The organism is Halomonas sp. G15 (genome assembly GCF_021282295.1).
In the GTDB taxonomy this organism is placed as follows: Bacteria; Pseudomonadota; Gammaproteobacteria; order Pseudomonadales; family Halomonadaceae; genus Halomonas; species Halomonas alimentaria.
On sequence record NZ_JAJSPA010000004.1, the window covers coordinates 39229 to 60546 of the forward strand.

23 protein-coding genes are annotated in these 21318 nt (G+C 65.5%); 8 read left to right on the plus strand and 15 right to left on the minus strand.

All coding sequences use genetic code 11. From position 1 onward, the window contains the following. Window positions 1-13: 13 nt before the first annotated feature. The 3 genes from zapE to LWH48_RS03510 all read left to right on the plus strand — a co-directional run bounded on the left by zapE (window position 14) and on the right by LWH48_RS03510 (window position 3027). Window positions 14-1135 (plus strand): cell division protein ZapE, encoded by a 1122-nt coding sequence (gene zapE / locus LWH48_RS03500; protein ID WP_232911289.1) that lies wholly within the window; start codon window positions 14-16, stop codon window positions 1133-1135. Window positions 1136-1213: 78 nt separating this feature from the next. Next, window positions 1214-1969: a trimeric intracellular cation channel family protein gene (locus LWH48_RS03505; protein ID WP_232911290.1), complete on the plus strand. Its 756-nt coding sequence runs from the start codon at window positions 1214-1216 to the stop codon at window positions 1967-1969. Beyond that, window positions 1966-3027, plus strand: coding sequence for a DUF3541 domain-containing protein (locus tag LWH48_RS03510; protein ID WP_232911291.1), 1062 nt, complete (start codon window positions 1966-1968; stop codon window positions 3025-3027). The genes LWH48_RS03505 and LWH48_RS03510 overlap by 4 nt, the downstream gene beginning before the upstream one ends. A gap of 3 nt (window positions 3028-3030) precedes the next feature. Here LWH48_RS03510 and LWH48_RS03515 read toward each other — a convergent pair whose 3' ends face one another. From LWH48_RS03515 to nhaD, 5 genes are all read right to left on the minus strand, one after another. Beyond that, the gene (locus LWH48_RS03515; RefSeq protein ID WP_232911292.1) at window positions 3031-3846 is read right to left on the minus strand and encodes a PEP-CTERM/exosortase system-associated acyltransferase; all 816 of its coding nucleotides are present in this window, start codon (window positions 3844-3846) and stop codon (window positions 3031-3033) included. Beyond that, complete coding sequence (locus LWH48_RS03520) at window positions 3843-6719, minus strand: bifunctional diguanylate cyclase/phosphodiesterase (protein WP_232911293.1); 2877 nt, start codon at window positions 6717-6719, stop codon at window positions 3843-3845. Before LWH48_RS03520 ends, LWH48_RS03515 begins: the two co-directional genes overlap by 4 nt. Before the next feature lie 32 nt (window positions 6720-6751). Further along, entirely contained in the window at window positions 6752-7969 is a 1218-nt protein-coding gene (locus LWH48_RS03525) for a hypothetical protein (RefSeq protein ID WP_232911294.1), read from the minus strand. Further along, entirely contained in the window at window positions 7938-8369 is a 432-nt protein-coding gene (locus LWH48_RS03530) for a hypothetical protein (RefSeq protein ID WP_232911295.1), read from the minus strand. Before LWH48_RS03530 ends, LWH48_RS03525 begins: the two co-directional genes overlap by 32 nt. Window positions 8370-8613: 244 nt before the next feature. Continuing rightward, window positions 8614-10029: a sodium:proton antiporter NhaD gene (gene nhaD, locus LWH48_RS03535; RefSeq protein ID WP_442908289.1), complete on the minus strand. Its 1416-nt coding sequence runs from the start codon at window positions 10027-10029 to the stop codon at window positions 8614-8616. Window positions 10030-10312: 283 nt separating this feature from the next. Between nhaD and LWH48_RS03540 the strand changes: the two genes are divergently transcribed. From LWH48_RS03540 to LWH48_RS03550, 3 genes are all read left to right on the plus strand, one after another. Then, complete coding sequence (locus LWH48_RS03540) at window positions 10313-11035, plus strand: DUF3581 domain-containing protein (protein WP_232911297.1); 723 nt, start codon at window positions 10313-10315, stop codon at window positions 11033-11035. A gap of 31 nt (window positions 11036-11066) precedes the next feature. After that, window positions 11067-12035, plus strand: coding sequence for a magnesium transporter CorA family protein (locus LWH48_RS03545; protein ID WP_232911366.1), 969 nt, complete (start codon window positions 11067-11069; stop codon window positions 12033-12035). An 86-nt stretch (window positions 12036-12121) separates the two neighbouring features. Further along, on the plus strand, window positions 12122-13354 hold the full coding sequence (locus LWH48_RS03550; RefSeq protein ID WP_232911298.1) for a DUF3422 domain-containing protein: 1233 nt from the start codon (window positions 12122-12124) through the stop codon (window positions 13352-13354). Window positions 13355-13375: 21 nt separating this feature from the next. On the opposite strand, the gene LWH48_RS03555 is transcribed toward LWH48_RS03550, so the two are convergent. The 6 genes from LWH48_RS03555 to LWH48_RS03580 form a co-directional block, all read right to left on the minus strand. After that, window positions 13376-13579 carry a DUF1289 domain-containing protein gene (locus tag LWH48_RS03555; protein WP_232911299.1) on the minus strand — a complete coding sequence of 68 codons (204 nt, stop codon included), beginning with the start codon at window positions 13577-13579 and terminating at the stop codon, window positions 13376-13378. Then, window positions 13576-13989, minus strand: coding sequence for an alternative ribosome rescue aminoacyl-tRNA hydrolase ArfB (gene arfB / locus LWH48_RS03560; protein WP_161430650.1), 414 nt, complete (start codon window positions 13987-13989; stop codon window positions 13576-13578). Before arfB ends, LWH48_RS03555 begins: the two co-directional genes overlap by 4 nt. 16 nt (window positions 13990-14005) lie before the next feature. Continuing rightward, complete coding sequence (locus LWH48_RS03565) at window positions 14006-14218, minus strand: DUF3820 family protein (protein ID WP_023006568.1); 213 nt, start codon at window positions 14216-14218, stop codon at window positions 14006-14008. Between the two features lie 47 nt (window positions 14219-14265). Then, window positions 14266-15198 carry a GGDEF domain-containing protein gene (locus LWH48_RS03570; RefSeq protein WP_442908290.1) on the minus strand — a complete coding sequence of 311 codons (933 nt, stop codon included), beginning with the start codon at window positions 15196-15198 and terminating at the stop codon, window positions 14266-14268. Then, entirely contained in the window at window positions 15167-15961 is a 795-nt protein-coding gene (locus LWH48_RS03575; RefSeq protein WP_232911301.1) for an EAL domain-containing protein, read from the minus strand. Before LWH48_RS03575 ends, LWH48_RS03570 begins: the two co-directional genes overlap by 32 nt. A 145-nt stretch (window positions 15962-16106) precedes the next feature. Further along, window positions 16107-16970 carry a sirohydrochlorin chelatase gene (locus LWH48_RS03580; RefSeq protein WP_232911302.1) on the minus strand — a complete coding sequence of 288 codons (864 nt, stop codon included), beginning with the start codon at window positions 16968-16970 and terminating at the stop codon, window positions 16107-16109. A 209-nt stretch (window positions 16971-17179) separates the two neighbouring features. Between LWH48_RS03580 and nfsA the strand changes: the two genes are divergently transcribed. Continuing rightward, window positions 17180-17911 (plus strand): oxygen-insensitive NADPH nitroreductase, encoded by a 732-nt coding sequence (nfsA, locus tag LWH48_RS03585; RefSeq protein WP_232911303.1) that lies wholly within the window; start codon window positions 17180-17182, stop codon window positions 17909-17911. A gap of 16 nt (window positions 17912-17927) precedes the next feature. On the opposite strand, the gene LWH48_RS03590 is transcribed toward nfsA, so the two are convergent. Further along, the gene (locus LWH48_RS03590; RefSeq protein WP_232911304.1) at window positions 17928-18467 is read right to left on the minus strand and encodes a YgjV family protein; all 540 of its coding nucleotides are present in this window, start codon (window positions 18465-18467) and stop codon (window positions 17928-17930) included. A 111-nt stretch (window positions 18468-18578) separates the two neighbouring features. On the opposite strand from LWH48_RS03590, the gene LWH48_RS03595 reads away from it, so the two are divergent. Continuing rightward, entirely contained in the window at window positions 18579-19148 is a 570-nt protein-coding gene (locus LWH48_RS03595; protein WP_232911305.1) for a nucleoside deaminase, read from the plus strand. Between the two features lie 76 nt (window positions 19149-19224). On the opposite strand, the gene LWH48_RS03600 is transcribed toward LWH48_RS03595, so the two are convergent. The 3 genes from LWH48_RS03600 to LWH48_RS03610 all read right to left on the minus strand — a co-directional run bounded on the left by LWH48_RS03600 (window position 19225) and on the right by LWH48_RS03610 (window position 21282). Further along, window positions 19225-19842 (minus strand): TPM domain-containing protein, encoded by a 618-nt coding sequence (locus tag LWH48_RS03600; protein WP_232911306.1) that lies wholly within the window; start codon window positions 19840-19842, stop codon window positions 19225-19227. 64 nt (window positions 19843-19906) lie between these two features. Then, the gene (locus LWH48_RS03605; RefSeq protein ID WP_232911307.1) at window positions 19907-20665 is read right to left on the minus strand and encodes a TPM domain-containing protein; all 759 of its coding nucleotides are present in this window, start codon (window positions 20663-20665) and stop codon (window positions 19907-19909) included. Further along, window positions 20662-21282, minus strand: a complete 621-nt coding sequence (locus LWH48_RS03610) for a LemA family protein (protein WP_232911308.1) — start codon at window positions 21280-21282, stop codon at window positions 20662-20664. Before LWH48_RS03610 ends, LWH48_RS03605 begins: the two co-directional genes overlap by 4 nt. Window positions 21283-21318 lie beyond the last annotated feature (36 nt).

Consider the following 21318-nt stretch of genomic DNA (forward strand, 5'->3'; position numbering starts at 1 on the left):
CTGTCACCCACCTGTGCCATCCTCGCCCCTGGCTGCCTACCGGCAGGCCCTGGCGCGCCAGGGGTTCGTCGTCGACGAGTCCCAGCAGTCCGCTGCAGAGGCCCTCGAGGCCTGCTTCGACGCCTTGCACGGCGCGGCGCCGGCCGCCCAGGCCACCGGCGTCTATCTGTGGGGGCCGGTGGGACGCGGCAAGACCTGGCTGATGGATGCCTTTTATCATGGCCTTCGCGTGCCCGCTCGCCGCCAGCACTTCCACCACTTCATGCGCTGGGTGCATCGTCGCCAGTTCCAGCTCGGCGGCACGCCTGATCCCTTGCTGGCCCTGGCTCGCGAGCTGGCCGCCGAGGTCCGGGTTCTCTGCTTCGACGAGCTGTTCGTCAGCGACATCGCCGATGCCATGCTGCTCGGCCGCCTGCTGACGGCGCTCTTCGACCAGGGTGTGGTACTGGTCTGCACCTCCAACCAGGCGCCTCGTCAGCTGTATGCCGACGGCTTCAACCGCGAACGCTTCCTGCCGGCTATCGAGTCCATCGAGCGACATATGCATGAGGTCGAGCTCGACGGCGGCCAGGATCATCGCCTGCATCCCGGGCGAGCCCGACAGCGCTACTGGGTCTCCGTACCCGGTCAGGCGGGTGCCCTGTCGGGGCTCTTCGATGCGCTGAGCGAGGGCCAGGAGAGCGTGGAAACGCCCATCGTGCTGGGCCATCGTGACATTGCGGTCCGCGCGCGCAGCGAGTCGGTCGTGTGGTGCGATTACGCGGCTCTCTGCGATCAGCCCCTGGCGGCGCTGGATTTCATCGAGCTTGTCGACAGTTACGAGCATATCCTGCTGGATGGAGTGCCCTGCCTGAGCGATACCCGCCTGGCGGGAGGCATCGCCCGGGGCACCGAGGATGGGGTCAGCCGGGTCGAGGCGGGGGATCGCGAGCTGCCGCCGCTTTCCCGGCGTGATGACGGCGTGAGACGCTTCATCGCGCTGGTCGACGAGTGCTATGACCGGCGCACGCCTCTGTATGTGGAGGCCGAGGTGGCCATGGAGCAGCTCTACCCCCATGGCCACCTGGCCTTTCCCTTCCGGCGTACCTTGAGCCGCCTGCGCGAGATGCAACTGGCCAGGTTCGGTGCAGGATGAGACTGCCCTCTTCCGCGCAGCGCGAATTGGTCTATGCTGTGCGGCCATTCGAAGCCGGTTGGCGGGAGGAACACGACGTTGAACGCTCTGATCTACTGGTTGGACATGGCGGGGGTGATCATCTTCGCGCTGTCCGGGGTGGTGCTCGCCTGCCGAACGCGCATGGATCCCTTCGGCATGCTGGTGCTGGCCGCGGTGACCGGGGTCGGCGGCGGTACCCTGCGCGACATGGTACTCGGCGTGGGGCCGGTATTCTGGGTCACCGACCCGACCTACCTGTGGGTCATCCTGGTGACGGTGGGGCTGGCCATCCTGGGGTTCCACTACATCCATCGCCTGTCGCGGGGCTTCCTGCCGGTAGCCGACGCCTTCGGGCTGGCGCTGTTCGTGGTGATCGGGGCGCACAAGGCGCTCCAGCTCGGCACGTCCGGCCTGGTCGCTGTACTGATGGGGATGATGACCGGCGTGGCCGGCGGCATGGTGCGCGATATGCTGGCCCGCCGTGTGCCCATGGTGCTGCGTGAGGAGATCTACGCCACCGCGGCCATCGCCGGCGGCATCGTCTATGTCGGCCTGGATGCCCTGGGCGCCCCCGGCCCTCTGGCCATCGCCCTGTCGCTGATGACTACCCTCGGCCTTCGCCTGGCCGCTATCCACTGGCATCTGGCGCTGCCTACCTTCGCGTGGGTGGTGATCCCGTCATCGTCCGAGGCCTCTCCACCGGTCGATGAGGAGGTGACGCCGCCACCAACGCCAGCCGAGCCGCCACGGCCCAAGGTTCGGGTGCGCATGATCCGCCCCGAGCAGTCACGGCGCAGGAAGAACCGCTCATGAGCCGGCCTTGCTGCCACCTGCGGCTGCTGTCATGGCTTGCCCTGACTGTGCTGGTGATGCAGCTCTCGGCCTGCGCCGTGCAGCCATCTGCTGTCGACCCTGCCGAACGCCACCGCCTTGCGGCCGAGCGAATCCGGGCGACCTATGAGGCGGTGTTGCCCGAGTTCTCCACCGGCAAGCGTCGCCACTACGCCCAGCGCCTCTACCGAGTGACCGGTGATGAGCGTTACCTGCCGGCCAATCGCGAGTACATGGCGCATCTGGAGGAGCGCCTCGAGGCCGAGATCGCCGAGTTGGCGGTGCCGGGGCAGGTCGAACGGCTCGCCAGGCAGAGTGTCGAGGGCTACCCGCGTCGCACCGAGAAGCAGCGTGCCCGGGCCGAGATGTTTACCGAGTGGGAGGAGGTCGCCTACGCTCGTGGCCTGCTGTTCCGGATGGTGCAGGCGCACTACCACGGCATGCTGGACGAGATCACCGACCACGAGCGGGCGCTGGAGTACCTGGGAGACCTGCCCTGGGCAGCGTTCCTGACCGACCCCGACGTGCTGGGAGTGTATGCCGCCCAGGTCGCCAATCAGGTGCATTTCCTCCATCAGCTCGGGGTGATGGACCTGCGCCGTGAGGTGGAGGCCGCCTTCCGGCGGCGCTATCCCCCCGACACACTGGCGACCCTGACCACTGCGGAGTACCGCAACTGGCTCTATGGGTTGACTCACTTCGTCATTGCCGCCAGCCGTTACTACCAGCAGGAAGTGGATGCCGAGGCGTATGCCTGGGTACTTGAATCATTCGAGGCGCAAGCGGGGCGGATCATGCGCGATGCCACCGAGGATATCCAGGCGGAGGTGGCGCTGAGCTTCCTGCTCACCGGTCGCGAGGGGCATCCGCTGGTCGGGCGAGTTCGCGATGCCCTGGCCGCAGCGGTGGACCCAGCCAGCGGCATGATTCCCTCGCCAGGCGGCAGCACCGACCTGGAGAGGGGAGAGCACCGCAACGTGCTGGCGATCATGGTGTTGGGGTGGCAGGGGCGGCTCTATCCGGGACCAGTATCGCCTTGAGCATCACGTGTTCATGGCGGCCCTATCTTGAGGCGTCTCCATCCGTTCCAGTTGTTGAGAGAGCTGTTCCTGGATATGCCGGTAGAGAGGTAGTAACTGCCTGTTCATCCCTGCCTCGGCCTGCTGCCGGTTTATGCAGTAGGCGCTTCTTCTGCCGTGCAGGTTGATTGGCTCACCGATCTGGGTGAAGTAAAAGCCTGACATGGATAGAAGGCGACGTAGTCTCGGTTCCATCATGGCAAACGCCAGGCTTTTGCCGGTCAGTCTCCCCGCTGCGTATCCCGTCAGGAATAGTGCGCTGACCAGGAATGAAAATATTTCTTGCTCTTTTTCAGTGAACTGGTGGGGGTTGTCCGTCACGCCGGGGACTTCATTTCCCTTGAAGCGAAGCCTGAATTCACGTGCAATTGCCAGTCGTGAGATTTCGTAATAACTGGATTTGGAAAGATTGTCAGGGTGGAGGGGTGTGGAGTAGAGGCTCTCTTCTGCATAGGATTGAAGAGGCAGCTTGTCTAGTGGGGGAAGAGCGCCTGGTTGAGGCATGACTAATCGAGTGCATGCAGCAATTAATCCGGTTCTCCGATGACGGATGAGACAGTGAAGCGCATTTCTGTCAAATACATCATATTCAAGGCGTCGCTTCAGATCTGCGGGATCAATGCCCTTTAGCTCTTCACAGTAGACATCATGGCGAAGGCGGAAAACTTCTTCTTTTTCAGTCTCGCTTACGGCAAGCTGGAAGCTGAATTCATCCATGAATCGCGCCAGAAGAGGTTCCATATCCTGAGGGGCTTCGTTGGTGGACGCGGAAGTCTTCATTCCATTTTTTTCCCTTTTAGAAGGTTGTCAGTCGAGGGCTTCTCAATACTCGAAAAGGTAAATGCGTTGCTGATTTTAATGGGTTTTCCGAGGTGGTAGCCCTGGCCGTAGGAGATGCCATAAGAGCGTAGGATAGGAACAAGAGCTTCCTGGTCGACAAACTCCGCAATTGCCTGTTTTCCGAAGCCGGTGGCGATATCGGCGATTGCCTTGACGATAACACGGCTATCGGCATCGACTGGCAGGTTGCGGATGAAGCTGCCATCGATCTTGATATAGTCCACCGGCAGTTGGCCTAGATAGTGGAAGCTGCTGAAGCCGACGCCGAAATCGTCAAGCGCGGTGCGGCAACCGAGTTCACGAAGCGACTGGAGGACGCCTCTCGCCGTCGAGAAATCCGTCACCGCGGCGGTCTCTGTCACTTCGAGAATCAACTGCCCGGGAGTCGCCCCGCTGGCGCAGAGTTCGCTGGCCAGATACTGCGTCAGGCCATCATCGTGGAGTGACTGTCCCGATAGGTTGATCGCCAGACTGATGTCGCTGGCGTTGATGCGTGCCAGGGCCTGAAGAGCATGACGAATCACCCAGCGGTCGATCTGCAGGATCTGGCCGCTGCGCTCGGCCACCGGAATGAAGACACCGGGGGAGATCAGCTGGCCGGCCTCGTCGTGCATTCTCAGCAGCACCTCGTAGTGGCGGATATCGCGATCCTCCAGGCGCACGATGGGCTGCACCATCAGCTCGAAGCCATCCTCCTCCAGGGCGTGGTGGATGCGCTCCTCCCAGTAGACACGTTCCTGCAGTTCGCCTCGCGCCGCGGCCAGGGTCGAGAGCAGGTGCCAGCGCTGACTGCTGGAAGCCTTCGCCTTGTACATCGCCATATCGGCGCTGGCCATCAGGTCGATGGCGTTATCGCCGTGGACCGGGAACAGCGCGATCCCTACACTGGCTCCCGCACGGTGGCGGCGCTCTCCGACCTGGAGTACTACCGTAGCCAGGATCTGGTTGACCTGCTGGGCGATGCGGGTCGCAAGGGTCTCGTCTGCACCGCTCACCATCAGGGCGAACTCGTCACCGCCGAGCCTGGCCAGCGTGCCACGGTGGCCCAGCTCCTCGTCCAGTACCATGGCGACTTTGCGCAGCAGCTGGTCCCCCGCCTGGTGGCCGCTCAGCTCGTTGACGTCCTTGAACTGGTCAAGGTCGAGCAGCAGCAGGGCTCCCGAATACCCCTGGGTAATGGCAGTGTCGAGTGCCTCCTTGAGATAACGGCGGTTGTAGAGCCCAGTCAGGGGGTCACACTCGGCTAGCCAGGTCAGGCGTGCCTCGGCGGCCTTGCGCTCGGTGATATCGAGGCCGACAGAGATGCGGCCATCGGGCTCTTCGGGGCCCGCAGGAAGAGGGGCGTGGTACCAGGCGATGGTATGCCGCTTGCCGTCGGTGGTGGCGAGCTGCCGCTCCTCCTGTCCCTTGCCATCGCTGCCGGCCAGAGACTGGCGTTGGCCGCCGAAGACGTCGTCGAAGAGGCGGCCGAGCAGAAGCTTCTCGCCTACTCCCATCACCGAAAGGGCGTAGTTATTGACCAGGGAGATCCGGCCATCAGCGTCCTGGGTAATGATGAAGACACGTGCGGTATCCAGCAGGCTGCCGATAAAGTCGCGCTCGTGCGCCAGTTCATCCACCCGCTGCGCGAGCTGTTCGCCGCGGGAGTTGACCTCTTTTTCCAGGGTCTCCAGTTGGTTGGCGAGGCGCAGCGTCGAGCCCTCTAGGATATCGATCTCATCCGGAAGGCGGGTGGATGAGGCAGACACGGCACTGCGAACCTGGTCGAAATCCCCCTGGGCGAGGTTCGGCAGCACACCCGAGATACGCCGAAGCCGGGCCATGGGGCTGAGCAAGATGGCTAGCAGGAGCAGTTCCGCGGCCAGCCAGCCCCCGAGCCCAATCATCGCCAAGGTGCGAGTATCCTGGCGGATGGCCTGGATCTGGTCGGTTATATCGTTGGTGAAGAGCACATAGCCGGTACTTCGCCGATCGCCATCTTCATCCATACGTACTGCGCTCAGCTCCATCTCCCGCCCCATGTGGTTGAAGCGACGGGGATTCCCGGTGAGCTCGCCCAGAGAGGACTCGTACGAGGCCTGTTGCATCACCGGCAGGCTGCGCTCCTGCCCGGTCAGGGCGATCAGCTGTCCCTGCCATCGCGGTAGCTGGCGCTCGTCGGGGATCTCGGTGCCCTGCTGGGTACCAGTGACCAGCAGGGCGACATCCCCCTCCGCGATCTGGTGGGCCTGGCGCATGACATCGGCCAGCGAGCGAGACAGGATCACTACTCCGGCACTACTGCCCTCCATTAGCACCGGTACGGCGGCATACTGGCGGCAGTCGCTGGAGCAGCGCAGGGCCGTCAACGGTGTTTCGGACTCGATCACCCGGCGTACCCACTGCTGTATTGGTCGACTGTTCTCTGCCTGAGGGGTGCCCCACTGGGCGGCTTGGTTGCCGTCAGCATCGAACAGCAGGATCTCGTCGACTCCCGATTCCAGTTGTAGCGTGGGCCACTGCGGTCCGAGGCTATCGAGTAGCGACTCGCCGGTGCGGCGGGTAAGAGCGGACCCCAGCCCCTGGGTGGCGGCGACGAGGGACGCCAACTGACGCACCCCCTCCGCGGAGCGCTCCATGGCCAGCCGTATCTCACCGGCCTGGCGTCGTGCACTCTCAGCGCGACTCTCCTCGAACTGGCGCGTGAGATTGGCATGGCCGACCCAGGAAAAGGCCAGCACCAGGCCAAGCACCAGCATGCTGCTCAGCGCGATAACGCGCCAGGTCAGGCTGAGGCGATGGCGGGGTGAAGTTGATTGACTCGCTGAGCTCATCTCGCCGAGGCTTCCTGGTCCAGTGCGGGCGCCTAGAAGCGCAGGGAGAGCTGGAAAAGCATCATGTTCCAGCGGCGACTTGTCTCTGAAGGATCTGGATTATCCTGCACGGGTAGCCAGCCCGTTCCATCGACATGATGATATTCGGCCGCCAGCATCAGGCGATGACTCACATTCCACTGCAGTCCCAGCGTGAGGTCATCAGCATACTGGCTGTGGGCGGGGCCGGCCCCACTGGCTTCGTAGGCACTGCCTGAACGATCGTCACGATTGCTGGTCAGGCTGTCGTAGCGTACCAGCCACTGCCAGTTGTCATGGAAGCGGCGAGTATATTGCAGATACCAGCTTTCGCCAGTGACATCGAAGTTAAGGAAAGGGTTTGCGAAGCCCTCGAGTGTGGACTTTCGTATTGCATACTCGCCAGTAAGGCTCCAGAGCTCTTCGTTGTATTGCAGTGAAATTACCCAAGGCTCAAAGTGGAAGTCGCCACTATTGAGGTGGGGGGCCTGAGGCTCGAACCTGGCCTTGGCGCTTGCGGTGCTGATCGCCGCGATGACCCTTCCACCATCGTGCTCGTACTTTATTTGCGCAATGGTGGAATCGCGTGGCTCAAGTTCTCCTGGCGTATCTTCCAGCCTCATTGTGCGCCGCAAGTCATCCTCTGCTTGAGGTTTTCCAAAGCCTACCTGCGTTCTCAGCGTGCCTCTGGGGAAGTTTTCTTCGTAATAGAGGGCGGCTCCGTCACCGGAAAGTGCCAGAGAGCGTGTCCGGTCGAAATAGATCGACTGGGGCAGCAGGATGCTGGGGCGCGTGAAGGCGACATCGCGAGTCTGGTTATAGAAGCCGAATGGGTTTTTACTGCGCCCCAGTTGAATGCCAAAGGTTCTTTCCTGATTGGAAACCATCTGATAATCGAGTACCCCATAATCCAGAACCGGCCTGGCATCGCTGCCATCTCCCCCGGCACGTCGGCTGAGCACCTGGGCTGCCAGGAGCACGTTCTCGTGTGGACGGATAGAGGCGTTGGCCCCGATCTCGGTGTACTTCAGGCTGCCGTTGCCCTCGCTGCTGGGGCCGAAGAAGTTGTTGTCGTCGGTGATCACCAGCGCCTGGCTGAGGAAGCCATGCATCTGCAGGGTATCCAGTACCTTCTCGCTGGCGAGTGCCGGTGCCGACAGGCTCGTCAGCGCGGTCGCCAGGACGAGCGCGCGTCGTCCTTCAATCCATTGAAATGACTTGGATACGGTCATCCAGGTACTCCCTCTCCAGATAGCCCATTGCGCCGGGGGTGGTGGCAATACGCTCGAGCATCTCGGCCTGGTGTCTCACGCGGTCCGGCGCCTGGCCGGTGCCGGAGAAGACCATGCGGTCCCATGCCAGCTGCAGTTGATGGGGATACACGGCCAGGCGCTCCTTGACGAAGCGCTCGTGCACCGGGTGGTCGTTGGGCAGCACGAAGACCCGTGCGGCCTGGCCGTTCGGCCAGGTGCGCTGGCGCATGGCGAAGATGGCCCGGGTGGTGTCGCGCGTGAGGCGTTGGGTGGTGACGTCCGGATGGGCGACCAGCAGCACGGGCGGTTCGTCGGCAACGGCCTTTATCCCCATCAGGGGCAGCAGGCAGAGCAGCAGGGCGGCTCTCAGCCACGCCATGTCTCGACCTCGAGCAGAGATATGCCGCGAGATGGCAGCGAGACGGGTTGGCGGCGTGTCGTCATGGCGTATCGGCTTCCCTATATGGTGTCACGGGTACAGGTCTCGCGCTGACCGTGGTCGCGCCGACACGCATCGGTGTGCCGTGACGGGCATCTGCTCATACGCTACATGAAGGGATAGGAATGTAAAGCGGGCGCTTCAACGCAGCCTGCCCGGCGGCGGTGCCGCCGGGCAGGCTGGCTCAGCCGAAGACCTGGAAGGTGCCGGCGTTGAGCCACAGGTGGGTGGCGATGCTGGCCGCATAGCCCAGGGCGATCACTGGGGCCCAGCGCAGGTGACCCATGAAGGTGTAGTTGCCGCGGGCCTGGCCCATCAGTGCCACACCGGCGGCGGAGCCGATGGAGAGCAGGCTGCCGCCGACGCCGGCGGTGAGGGTGATCAGCAGCCAGTGGCCGTGGGACATGTCGGGTTCCATGGTCAGCACCGCGAACATCACCGGGATGTTGTCGACCACCGCCGAGATCAGGCCCAGGGCGATGTTGGCGTTGGTGGCTCCCCAGCCGCTATAGAGCGCCTCGGAGAGCATCGCCAGATAGCCCATGTAGCCCAGGCCACCCACGCACATCACCACCCCGTAGAAGAACAGCAGGGTGTCCCACTCCGCGCGCGCCACGCGGTTGAAGACGTCGAAGGGCACCACGCTACCCAGCTGGGCCAGCTTCTTGTCGTCGCCGCGGCGGGCATAGCGGGTGCGCTTCTTCTCCAGCGAGCGGGGCAGGGTGCGGCGCAGGTAGTAGCCGAAGAACTGCAGGTAGCCAAGGCCCGTCATCATGCCCAGCACCGGCGGCAGGTGCAGGAAGGTGTGGCAGGCCACGGCGGTGGCCACGGTGAGCAGGAACAGCGCCACGATGCGGCGTGCACCGCGCTTGAGCCAGACTTCTTCCTCGAGGCTGTCCGGCTTGCGGTTCTTGATGAACAGGGTCATCGCCACCGCCGGGATCAGGAAGTTGACCAGCGAGGGCAGCAGCAGGACGAAGAACTCCTGGAACTCGATCATGCCGGCCTGCCACACCATCAGCGTGGTGATGTCGCCGAAGGGGCTGAAGGCGCCACCGGCATTGGCCGCCACCACGATATTGACGCAGGCCAGGTTGATGAAGCGCTTGTCTCCCTCGGCGACCTTGGTCACCACCGCGCACATCAGCAGGGCGGTGGTCAGGTTGTCGGCAATGGGAGAGATCACGAAGGCCAGGCCGCCGGTGATCCAGAACAGCTGGCGGTAGGTGAAGCCCTTGCGCACCATCCAGCTGCGCAGCACGTCGAAGGCGCGGCGCTCGTCCAGGGCGTTGATGTAGGTCATCGCCACCAGCAGGAAGAGCATCAGCTCGGTGAATTCGAGCAGGGTGGCGCGGAAGGCGTGCTCGGCCTCGGCAGGCATGCCGGCCTGCACGTAGACCCAGCCGATCAGCGCCCAGATGATGCCCGCGGCGACCAGTACCGGCTTGGACTTGCGCATGTGCAGCTTCTCCTCGCCCATGACGAGCGCATAGGCGAGGACGAAGATACTCACGGCGATAAGGCCGACCACGGAGTTGGTGAGGTCCAGCTCGCCCGTCACGGCAAAGGCCGCGGGGCTGAACAGCAGGCAGACAAGCACGAGGCATCCCGACCACCAGGCGGTATGCCGGGGCCGTAGGGTTGGGTATCCGAAGGATGGCATGGCGTTGAGTCCCGAAAACGAGGTTCGTGGGAAGGGTGAGAAAGCGTGCCTATTCTACCACCGCTAGTGCAGCGCAATATAGGCGCAAAGCCTTACCACCAAAGGAGTAGTGGGGTGAGCAGGGGCCTCCCGTCTCCCCCGGAGGCCGTTTTGTGGCATCATCAGCGCTCCGGCAGACGCCGGCCGTTTTCGGATCGCCAACGACGCAGGCAAGTCACGCATGTTTCTCGATGAATTTCATACGCTGGCAGAGGACCGCATCACCATCTCGGCGGAGCAGGCCAGTCGATTCGCCAAGGGAGTCGCCGGCGACTACAACCCCATCCACAATCCGGATGCACGGCGCTTCTGCGTGCCCGGCGACCTGCTGTTTGCCCTGGTACTGGCGCGCTTCGGCCTCTCCCAGCGCATGGAGTTCCGGTTTCTCAACATGGTGGGCGATGGTACCCCGCTGTGTTTCCAGGAACATGCCGACGGGCTGATTCGCGTCTGTGATGACGCCGGCAAGTGTTATCTGGAGGTCTCGCGCGGCGGCGCGGTGACCCGCGACGAGGCAGTGGTGGAGGCCTTCACGCGCTGCTATGTCTCGTTCTCGGGCAAGAACTTCCCGCACTACCTCAAGCCGCTGATGGAACAGAAGGGCGTGATGTTCAATCCCCGCAGGCCGCTGGTGATCTATGACAGCATGGGGTTTTCCCTGGAACGTCTCGAGGGACTCACCCCCGCGCTGGAGCTGCTCGACTCCTCCCTTGAGGTCAACGGCAAGCGTGGTGACACCCTGCTCGAGTTCCGCATCCAGTCGGGCGGCGAGCAGGTGGGTACCGGCTCCAAGAAGCTGGTGGTCAGTGGCCTGTGCGACTATGACGCCGAGGCCATGAACGAGATCGTCGACGAATTCTATCGCCTCAAGGCCGCCTACGAGGCCTGGAGCCTGTCAATCTGAGTCGGATCCGCGACCAGCAGGGGGCATGGCAATGATTCGAGCGATACTGGTTGAGGGTGACGGCACTGCCAGCCACGGCGATGTCTCGCTGGTCGAGCGCTGGCGTAAGAGCACGGATAGCTACCTGTGGCTCGACCTGCAGGGCGAGCCGCAGGCCCGCGAGCGGGAGCTGCTGGAGGCCTTCGACTGCCACCCGCTGGCGATCGACGACGCCCATCGCGATCGGCATCCGCCCAAGATCGAGGAGTTCGAGGGCCACACGCTGATCATCTACCGCGGGATCGGCTCCTTCGATGCCGAACTCAACTTCGTGCCCCAGCGCGTCGCCTTCTTCGTCGGCGAGCGTTTCCTGCTCAGCCTGCACCCCGACACGGCGCTAAGCCTCGATCGCCTCTACGGTGCCGAGGGCGAGCGCTTGCTGCGACGCTCACCGGAGCATGTGGCACTCAGGGCCATGTACCTCTCGGCAGGCTTCTACCTGGACAGCCTGCTGCAGTTCGAGAACCAGCTGAGCGACCTGGAGGATGGCCTGGTCGAGGGCGGCGATGATGCCCTGATGCGCCTGCTGATCGGCTATCGCTCGCGACTGGTGAAGATGCGCCGGGTGTTCAACTACCACGTGGGGATCACCCAGGAGCTCACCGCCTACGACTACGCCCACCTGCCGCGGGATGTCGACGAGACCCTCCACGCCATCAACGACGTCCACGAGCGCTTCGAGCGCCTGCACAGCCTGACCCAGATGTACTACGACATCTGCGGCGACCTGATCGACGGCTACATCTCGCTCTCCTCGCACCAGCTCAATATCACCATGCGCCTGCTCACGGTGATCACCGCCATCTTCGTGCCGCTGACCTTCCTGGCCGGCATCTACGGGATGAACTTCGCCCATATGCCCGAGCTCGGCTATCGCTACGGCTACTTCGTGCTGCTCGGTGTGATGCTGGCGATCGCCGTCGGCTTGATCTGGCTGTTCCGACGCATCCGCTGGCTCTGAGTCCGGACGGGGCGAGTTGACGCAGGCACTTGGCGGCAGCCGTCCTCGGACTTAGTCTCGAGAGCTTCCCCTTTCGAGACATGACCATGCACCCACAGCGCGAGCGACTGCACAACGAGCTGCACGCCCGGCCCTCGATCTACTTCGATGAGCCGGCCACCCTTCACCACTATGCCCTGCTCGACGAGGCCGGCGCCTGCGAGGCCGTGCTGGCACGGCTGGGCGAGCTGATCGGCACGCCGCCGGACCGCGAGGCGGTTCAGCAGATCCTCGAGGTCGAGGGCCTGACCCTGAAGTGGGAGCGTCACACCGAGTTCCTGACCCTCACGCTGCTGGTGCCGCGGGCGCCGGAAGAGGAGGCCTGGCCGGCTCCTCCGGCGCTGCTCGACACCCTGGTGGGCCCGAATCACGCCCAGCTGATCAGTGCCACCCAGGTGCTGGTGGAGTCCGCCCACCGCTGGGCCGGCAGGCCCTCCGACTACGGCTTTCGCGACCCTTCCGGCTCACGGGTGGGGGATGGCGATGCCATCGTGTGGAGCGATTTCCGCCTGACCGACAGCGGCGTCAATCGCCTGCTGCTGGTCAACCAGGGGCTGGATGCCTTCAGGCTGGGGCGCATGACGCGCCGCCTGCTGGAGATCGAGACCTACCGCATGATGGCCAGCTTGGCACTGCCGCTGGCCAAGGAGCTCGAGCGCGAGCTGCAGGCCCATGAACAGGAGCTCGGCGAGCTCTCCGAGCGCAATGCCGAGCGTGAGGCGGAGAGCTCGCGGCCGCTGCTGGGAGCGATCTCCGAGCTCTCGGCGCGTCTGGAGCGCTCCGGGGCGCGGTCACGCCGGCGCTTCAGCGCCACCGAGGCGTATTCGCGCATCGTCTTCACCCGCATCGAGGAGCTGCGCGAGAGTCGGATCGGTGAGAGCCCGAGGCTCGGCACCTTCATCCTGCGCCGCTTCCGGCCCACGGTGCACTTCTGTGACTCGATCCACCGTCGCCAGCAGGACCTCGCCGAGAGCGTTGCACGGCTCAACGACCTGCTGCGGACCCGCGCCCAGGTGGAGATCGAGGAGCAGAACGCCGAGATGCTCGCGAGCCTCAACGAGCGCACCAGCAGCCAGCTGAAGATCCAGAAGGCGGTCGAGGGGCTGTCGATCATCGTGATCAGCTACTACCTGTTCAGCCTCTTCAAGCTTGGCCTGCAGAGCCTCGACGCCCTGGGGGTGAGCATCGTGCCGGCGGTGGCCGCAGCCGTGCTGGGCCCGCTGGGGCTGGGCATCATCGGCGTGCTGGCCTGGCGGATCCAGCGCGTCAAGCGGCACTGAGAGGGCAGCCGCGCCGGCGTGTCAGGCCGGTTCGCTGCCGCTGACCGGCCAGCCCTCGGCCTCCAGGCGTTGCCAGACGGCCTCTCGGCCGTCCTCGTCGAGGCGTGACCAGGCGGTGATCTCGTCTAGGGTGCGGCCGCAACCCTCGCAGAGGCTGTCCGCGTTGCGTACGCGGCAGATCTGCACGCAGGGCGAGGCCGGGCGCTGCCGGCGGACGTCGCTCATGGCTTCACCTTTCCGCGCAGTGCCTTGGTCTTGCCCTTGCGGGTCTTGGCGTCGACCCGGCGGCGCTGGGAGCCGCGGGTCGGCCGGGTGGGCTTGCGCACCTTGCGCTGCTTCACCGCCTCGCGGATCAGTTCGCGCAGCCGCTCCAGGGCATCCTCGCGGTTCTGCTCCTGGGTGCGGAAGCGCTGGGCCTTGATGATCACCACGCCGTCCTGGCTGATGCGCTGGTCGCCGAGCGCCAACAGCCGTTCCTTGTAGAAGGGCGGCAGACTGGAGCGCTGGATATCGAAGCGCAGGTGGATGGCGCTGGCGACCTTGTTGACGTTCTGGCCGCCGGCGCCCTGGGCACGGATCGGGTTCAGCTCGATCTCCCAGTCGCCGAGCTCAACGCTGTTGGAAATTTTCAGCATCATGGTCCCCTGGCGGTCAGGATCGGCGCAGCGGCTCGAGCAAGCCGCCCAGGCCGTTGTGGTCGATCTCGTGCATCAGCGCGAGCAGGCGGCCCAGCTCGCTGTCGGGAAAGCCCTCGCGGGCGAACCACGCCAGGTAGGGGCCCGGCAGGTCGGCGAGCAGCCATCCCTGGTACTTGCCGAAGGGCATGCGCATCCTCACCAGCGTCAGCAGGTCCTCGGGGTTCACGTTGCATCCTCGCGGGTGATGGAATTGGCGTGGCCATGCTACCCGGATCAGGTCGCCTTGCCCATGGCCGGCAGCTCGGCCTCCAGCACCCGGTTGCGTCCCTCGCGCTTGGCGCGATAGAGGGCCTGGTCGGCGCGCTCCATCAGCGCATCGGCACTCTCGCCGGCGGAGAACTCGGTGACTCCCGCCGAGAGGGTCAGCGTCAGCGGGGGCTGCTCCAGGGGCGTGGCGGCGAGTTGCAGCCGCAGTCTCTCCATGGCGCGCCACCCCTCGCGCCGGGAAATGCCGGGCAGGACCACCATGAACTCCTCGCCGCCCATGCGCACCAGATGGTCGTGCTGACGCAGGGTCGAGCGCATGCGCGAGGCCGCCTCGCGCAGCACGGCGTCGCCGGCGGCATGGCCATGGCGGTCGTTGACGCGCTTGAAGTGGTCCAGGTCGCAGGTCGCCACGCAGAGCGGGGTGACGTAGCGCTGGCTGCGTGCGATCTCCTCCTCCAGCAGCGCCAGGCCGGCACGCCGATTGAGCAGCCCGGTGAGCTCGTCGTGGCGGGCCAGGAACTCGAGGCGCTGCTCCATCTCCTTGCGCGTGGTGATATCCACAACGAAAGTCACCTTCTTTACCGCCCCGTCGGCGTCGGCGATGCGCGCTGCCCGGGCCAGGATATTGTGCAGCTCGCCGTCCTTGCCGTGTACTTCCCACTCCTGGGCCAGCTCCTCGTCGTCCTCGCCGGCGATGAAGCGCTCATGCAGTGCCTGGAGGGCCGCACGGTTGGCCTCGGGTACCACCATTGGGGCCGGCCCAGCAGTTCCTCCTCGCGGTAACCATAGAACTCGCAGTAGGCCGGGTTGACCATCTCGAAGTGGCCCTCGGCATCGGTCACGCAGATGCCGATGGGCGCGGCATGGATGACTCGCGCCATGTTGTCGAAACGGTCCGGTAACAGCGTCATGAGGTGGCACTCTGCGGGGAGGAAACATCCAGGACGGCAGCGAAGGCCGGCGCCAGGTCAGCGCTCAGGGCATCCAGGGCAGGGCGGGCGAAGAAGTAGCCCTGCTGCAGGGGGATGCCGGCCTGGTGGAGCCAGCGGGCTTCTCCGGCTTCCTCGACACCCTCGGCGATCAGGATGATGCCGAGCCGGCGAGCCATCGCCACCATGCCATCGATCAGTGCCTGGCGTCGCAGATCGGCATGGCAGCCCTGGATCAGCTGTCGGTCCAGCTTGAGCTTGTCCGGGGTGAGCTCGGTGAGCAGGTCGAGGTTGGCGTACCCGGTGCCGAAGTCATCCAGGGCGACCCGGAAGCCCATGCGCCGGTAGGCGGTGACGATATCGTGGAGATGCTCCCGGTCGGTGATCTGCTCCGACTCGACCACCTCGAAGATCAGCTTCTCCAGCGGCCAGCCCACGCGTCGCGAGGCTTCCAGCGTGGCCTGGATGCACGCCTCGGGTTCATACACGGCATTGGGCAGGAAGTTGATGGAGAGCGACTCGCGCATGCCCAGTTGGCTGGCCTGTTCGATGGCCCTGACGCGACAGGCCTGGTCGAAGCGGTACAGCAGCTCATCGGTGACTCTCTCCAGCACCTGGCCGGCGGGCTCGCCCCTTGGACCGCGCACCAGGGCCTCGTAAGCGTGTATCTCGCGCCGGTCCAGATCCACGATGGGCTGGAAGGCCATGGTGATATCGAAGGGCAGCTCCCCCTCGCAGCGTTGGCAGTGTCCCGCAACTCTCGCGCAGCCCATGGATCCTCCGGGGGTTCTGTCTGCGATGGATACTCTCCTCGGGGTGGCCCCTGGGCACCCCGAGGATGAAAGTCTTGTTGTTGTCATGGCTGGCGTCAGGGTACAGGGTTTTGTCCGGTGTCGTCCCGCGCTCGGTCTCGTGCGATCAGCCTCGCGCCGGCAGCTCCACCAGCAGCGACTGCCCCGAGAGCCCCTGGGTCACACGGCTGGCGAGGATCTCCAGGATGCCGTCATGCTCGCCCACCAGCCGCGTGGTGGTGACGGTGAGCCCGGGTGACGCCGCCATCGCCTGCTCGCAGATCTCGGCGATGTCGCCGCCCTCGCCAGCGTGGCGGCCGGGGGAGAGGAACAGCATGGCCAGGATCACCTCGCGACCGGCCAGCGCCCGCGAGGCCAGCAGGTCGGCCAGCAGCGGCTCGTTGAAGCGATACTCGTCGCCATCGCGCCGCTCCATGGAGGCGAAGGTGACGCAGCCGGCCTCTTCACTCAGCAGCGCGCCGAGCTGCCCGGCCACATAGTTGCGCACCGCGGCAACCTCGGGGATCGGGCTGCCGTGATCGACCAGCACCACCGTCGGCCGCTCGAGACCGCCAGCGTGCCCCATGACCTGGCGAACATTGTCGGCCAGCAGTCGGGCCAGGCGCAGGTCGAGCTCCGCGAGGGTGTCCACCAGCGGCGCCGCCACCTTGATGGAGAGCCGCGGATACTCTGCCTGCACCTCCGCCAGGCGCTCCGGCAGGTAGCGGGTCAGCGCCTGGCTGGGGCCGAAGAAGAAGGGCACGATGACCAGCTCGGTCACGCCCTCCGCCGCCAGGCGCTCGGCCAGCGGGCCCAGTGTCACCGCCTTCTCCCCCTCCAGCTGCTCGGCGGGGATCTTGTGGGAGTGCAGCAGCGAGGCGGCCTCCACCGGCTCCCCGGTTGCCTGGGCCAGGGCCCCGGCCAGGCGACGCAGGTTGAGCGTGGCCTGGGGGCGCAGGGAGCCGTTGTCGACGAGAAGGATGCGTTTCATGTAAGCCTCGGAGGATGGGGCAGAGGGTGGGTGACGGGGCACTGTGGCGGCGCGCGGGCAACCGGGCGGGAAGGGCTTCACACTACCCAGCCGCGGCGTCGCTGAAAAGTCCGCCGGCAAAAGGCGGTGCAAGGGGAGGACGAGGCGTGGAACAATGAGTCTGTTAAGCAACCATCAGACGCGATGCGACATCAACCGAGCGAGGTCCCATGAATCCCACCATCGAACTGCTCAAGTCCCACCGCTCCGTGCGCAAGTTCACCGACCAGCCTGTCTCCCGGGAGCTGCTGGAGGAGCTGGTCAGTGCCGGCCAGGCCGCCGCCACCTCCAGCCACGTGCAGGCCTACAGCGTCATCCACGTGAAAAACCCGGCGAACCGTGAGGCGATCGCCGAGCTGGCCGGAGGGCAGGGCTACGTGGCCACCTGCGGCGCCTTCCTGGTGTTCTGTGCCGACATGAAGCGCCCCACCGAGGCGGCCGAGCGCACCGGTGCGCGGGTGGTGCGCGGCATGACCGAGCAGCTGCTGGTAGCCAGCGTGGATACCGCCCTGATGGCCCAGAACGTGGCGATTGCCGCGGAATCGGAAGGGCTGGGCATCTGCTACATCGGCGGCATTCGCAACAATCCCCAGCAGATCAGCGACCTGCTGGGCCTGCCGGACCATGTCTACCCGGTGTTCGGCATGTGCCTGGGCTATCCGGCCCATGATCCCGACGTGAAGCCGCGCCTGCCGGTGGAGGCGATCCTCAAGGAGGACACCTACAGCGACGACAGCGAGCTGGTGGCAGCCTATGACGACGCCATGCACGCCTATTACCAGTCGCGCAAGGGCGGCCCCAAGGACACCACCTGGTCGCGGAACCTCACCCCGCTGTTCGACACCAAGCTGCGCCCGCATATGCGCGAGTTCCTGGTCAAGCGCGGCTTCGAGATGAAGTGAGGGCCACGCCCCGGGTTCAGGCGTCGCTACTCTCGAACACCTCGGGGTAGCGCCGCCTGGCGCGCAGCAGGCGCCAGATGGTGATGGCGTTGGTGACCACCACCAGCGCCTCGGCCAGGGTGCCGCCCACGGCGCCTGCCAGCAGGTGGCTGAGCATCCAGGCCACGGCCGCCAGTCCCAGCATCACGCGCATGGGTATGCCTCGCAGCAGGAACATGCCCACCGTGCCCAGCACCATCGCCACCACGGCTGGCAGGTCGGCCCAGCCCTGCCAGGTCGCCAGCGCCGCCACGCCGCTGGCGGCCAGCACCCCGGCCATCACCTTGCCGCTGCCCGGGTAGCGGCGGGCCAGGGCGATGCGCACGATCACCAGCAGGGTCAGCGCCGCCGCGGTCCAGCTCTCCAGGAACAGGAACTGCAGGGCGAAGGCCACGTTGGCCGAGATCAGCAGCACCAGCAGGCGCTCATCCTGCTTGCTGGCGAACGCCAGGATGCACAGCAGCAGTGCGACAAGGCCGAAGAACTGGCCCGCCATGGCGGTGGTGCCTTCCAGCATGGTGGTCTCTCTCCCCAATGATCAGGCGCCCAGCATAGCGGTTGAGGGCGCGGTTGACGCAAGGCACCTGCGCCACGCATCTTGGCAGGGTCGCAAATCGCTGGAGCCGTCATGGAAACGCTGCTCAATGCCCGCTCGGATGTGAGCCAGGCGGCGCTCGCCGCCATCGCCCATATGCCCACCACCAGCCTGCCGGTGCTGATGGATGATGACTTCGCCCGCCGGCTCACCGACGCCGACTTCATGCGCATCGCGGTGCTGCTGGCGCAGAAGAGTTTCGATGAGGGCGGCTGCCCCATCGGCGCGCTGATCATCGACAACGCCACCCGGCGCATCGTCGGCAAGGGGCACAACACCCTGGTGCAGGAGAATCATCCCTATCACCACGGCGAGACCTCCGCCATCCGCGATGCCGGGCGCATCGACTTCAGCCGCACTACACTGTTCACCTCGCTGAGCCCCTGCGAGATCTGCGCCACCCTGCTCACCATGCGCGGCTTCTCCCGGGTGGTGGTGGGCGATGTCACCAACGCTTCGGGTACCGAGCCGCTGCTGCAGAGCCGGGGCGTGCTGGTCGAGATCCTCGAGGACCCGCATGGCGTCGAGCTCTACGCGCGCTTCCGCGCCGAGAAGCCTGAGCTCGACCTCGAGGACTGGAAGGGGCTCTGCGCCACGCGCTGACCCGGCGGGCGTCGCCCTCCCTGTTCATGCCGGCCCTCCGACCGGTGAGCGGCGCTCGCGGTGTTCCAGGGCAGGATCAGTCCAGCACGACCAGGTGGTTGGGCAACTCGTTGCGCTCGTGGGTGGCCGGCACCTGCTCCTTGAGATGCTCGCCGCAGGCCTCGATGCACTCGAGGAAGCCCTGCAGGGTCTCGCCCTCCTTTACCCTCCGGGTGAAGGCCGCCACGATGGACTGCCAGGTCTCGTCGCTGATGCGGGCCGAGATGCCCCGGTCGACCAGGATCTCCACGTAGCGCTCGGCCTCGGAAACGAAGATCAGCATCCCCGTTCCCCCCTCGGTATGGTGAAGCTCCTGCTCCAGGAACTGTCGCCGGGCGAGGTTGCCTGCGCGCCAGTGGCGAACCGCTCGCGGGATCAGCCGGGTGGTGATGGCGGGGCGGCGGAACATCAGGCCCACCACGATGAAGGTCGCCCATTGCACCAGCGTCAGTTCCCAGGCCGAGAACCAGCCGGGGAAGTAGTTGATCGCACCGGGCACCACCAGGGCCAGCAGGCCCGCCCAGAGCAGCGGGATATAGGCGTAGTCGTCCGCCCGCGGTGCCAGCACGGTGACCAGTTCGGCATCGGTGTCGCGCTCGACCCGATGAATCGCCTCGCAGACCTGGCGCTGCTCGTCTTCGCTCAATAAAGCCATGGGGGTCGTGATCTCCGAATCCTGAATGTCATGTCGGTGTCGCCACCGGAAGGGGAAGGCCGGCCTACCAGCCGCCGGACGCACCGCCGCCGCCGAAGCCGCCGCCGCCTCCGCCGAAACCACCCCCACCGCCGAAGCCGCCGCCACCGCGCGACCTACCGCCCAGGGCTCCGCCCAGCAGCATGCCGCCCAGCAGGCCACCGCGACCACCGCGCACCAGGCTCATGACGATCACGAACAGCACGAAGAAGAGGATCGATGCCGGTCCCTTGGGGCCCTGCTCGCCGGGCGGGGCGCCGGAGGTGGCGCTGGTATCCATGGGCTCGCCACCCAGGACCCGGATCATCGCTGCCACGCCCTCGCTGATGCCGCGGGCATAGTCACCCTCGCGGAAGGCCGGCGTCAGGGTCTGGTTGATGATCGCCGAGGACTGGGCGTCGGTCAGGCGCCCCTCGAGGCCATAGCCGACCTCGATGCGCACCTTGCGCTCGTTGGGCGCGACGATCAGCAGGGCGCCGTTGTCCTCCTCGGCCTGGCCGATGCCCCAGTGGCGCCCCAGCTGATAGCCATACTCCTCGATGGGGACGCCCTGAAGCTCGGACAGGGTGGCCACCACCAGCTGCTCGGTGGTGGCCTCCTCGTGGGCCGCCAGCTGCGCGCTCAGGCGAGACTCGGTGGTGGGGTCCAGCAGTTCGGCCTGGTCTACCACGCGGCCGGTCAGGTCGGGAAAGTCGAGCTCCTGGGCTTGAACGTCCTGGGCCTGAAGCCCGACGGCCGTCGTCAGCAGCAGCGCCATCAGCGGAATGCGCAGAAGATCGCTCATTCAAACTCCACCTGGGGGGCCTGGTCCGCGTTCTCGGTCGTGGCTTCGAAACTCTCGCGCAGCGCCATGTCGCTGTAGAGGATGGTGTGCCACAGGCGACCGGGGAAGGTGCGGATCTCGGTGTTGTAGCGCTCGACCGCGGTGATGTAATCGCGCCGCGCCACGGCGATGCGGTTCTCGGTGCCCTCCAGTTGCGACTGCAGGGCCAGGAAGTTCTGGTTCGATTTAAGCTCGGGATAGCGCTCCGATACCGCCATCAGCCGGCTCAGCGCGCCGGTCAGCTGCTGCTGGGCCTGCTCGAACTGGCGCATCTTCTGCGGGTCGTCCAGCGACTCGGCGTCGATCTGGATCGAGGTGGCCTTGGCCCTTGCTTCCACCACGGCGGTCAGGGTCTCCTGCTCCTGGCGGGCAAACCCCTTGACCGTCTCGACCAGGTTGGGCACCAGGTCCGCGCGCCGCTGGTACTGGTTCTCCACCTGGGCCCAGGTGGACTTCACCTGTTCGTCATAGGTGGGGATGTTGTTGACGCCGCAACCCGTCAGCAGCACCGCCATGATCAGCACAAGGGCGAACCGCCAGACGCGAGGGTCGGGTAGCGTGGAGTGTCTCGTCGGCATGGGGGCAGTCATCCTGTCGATGTGAGTCGATGTGAA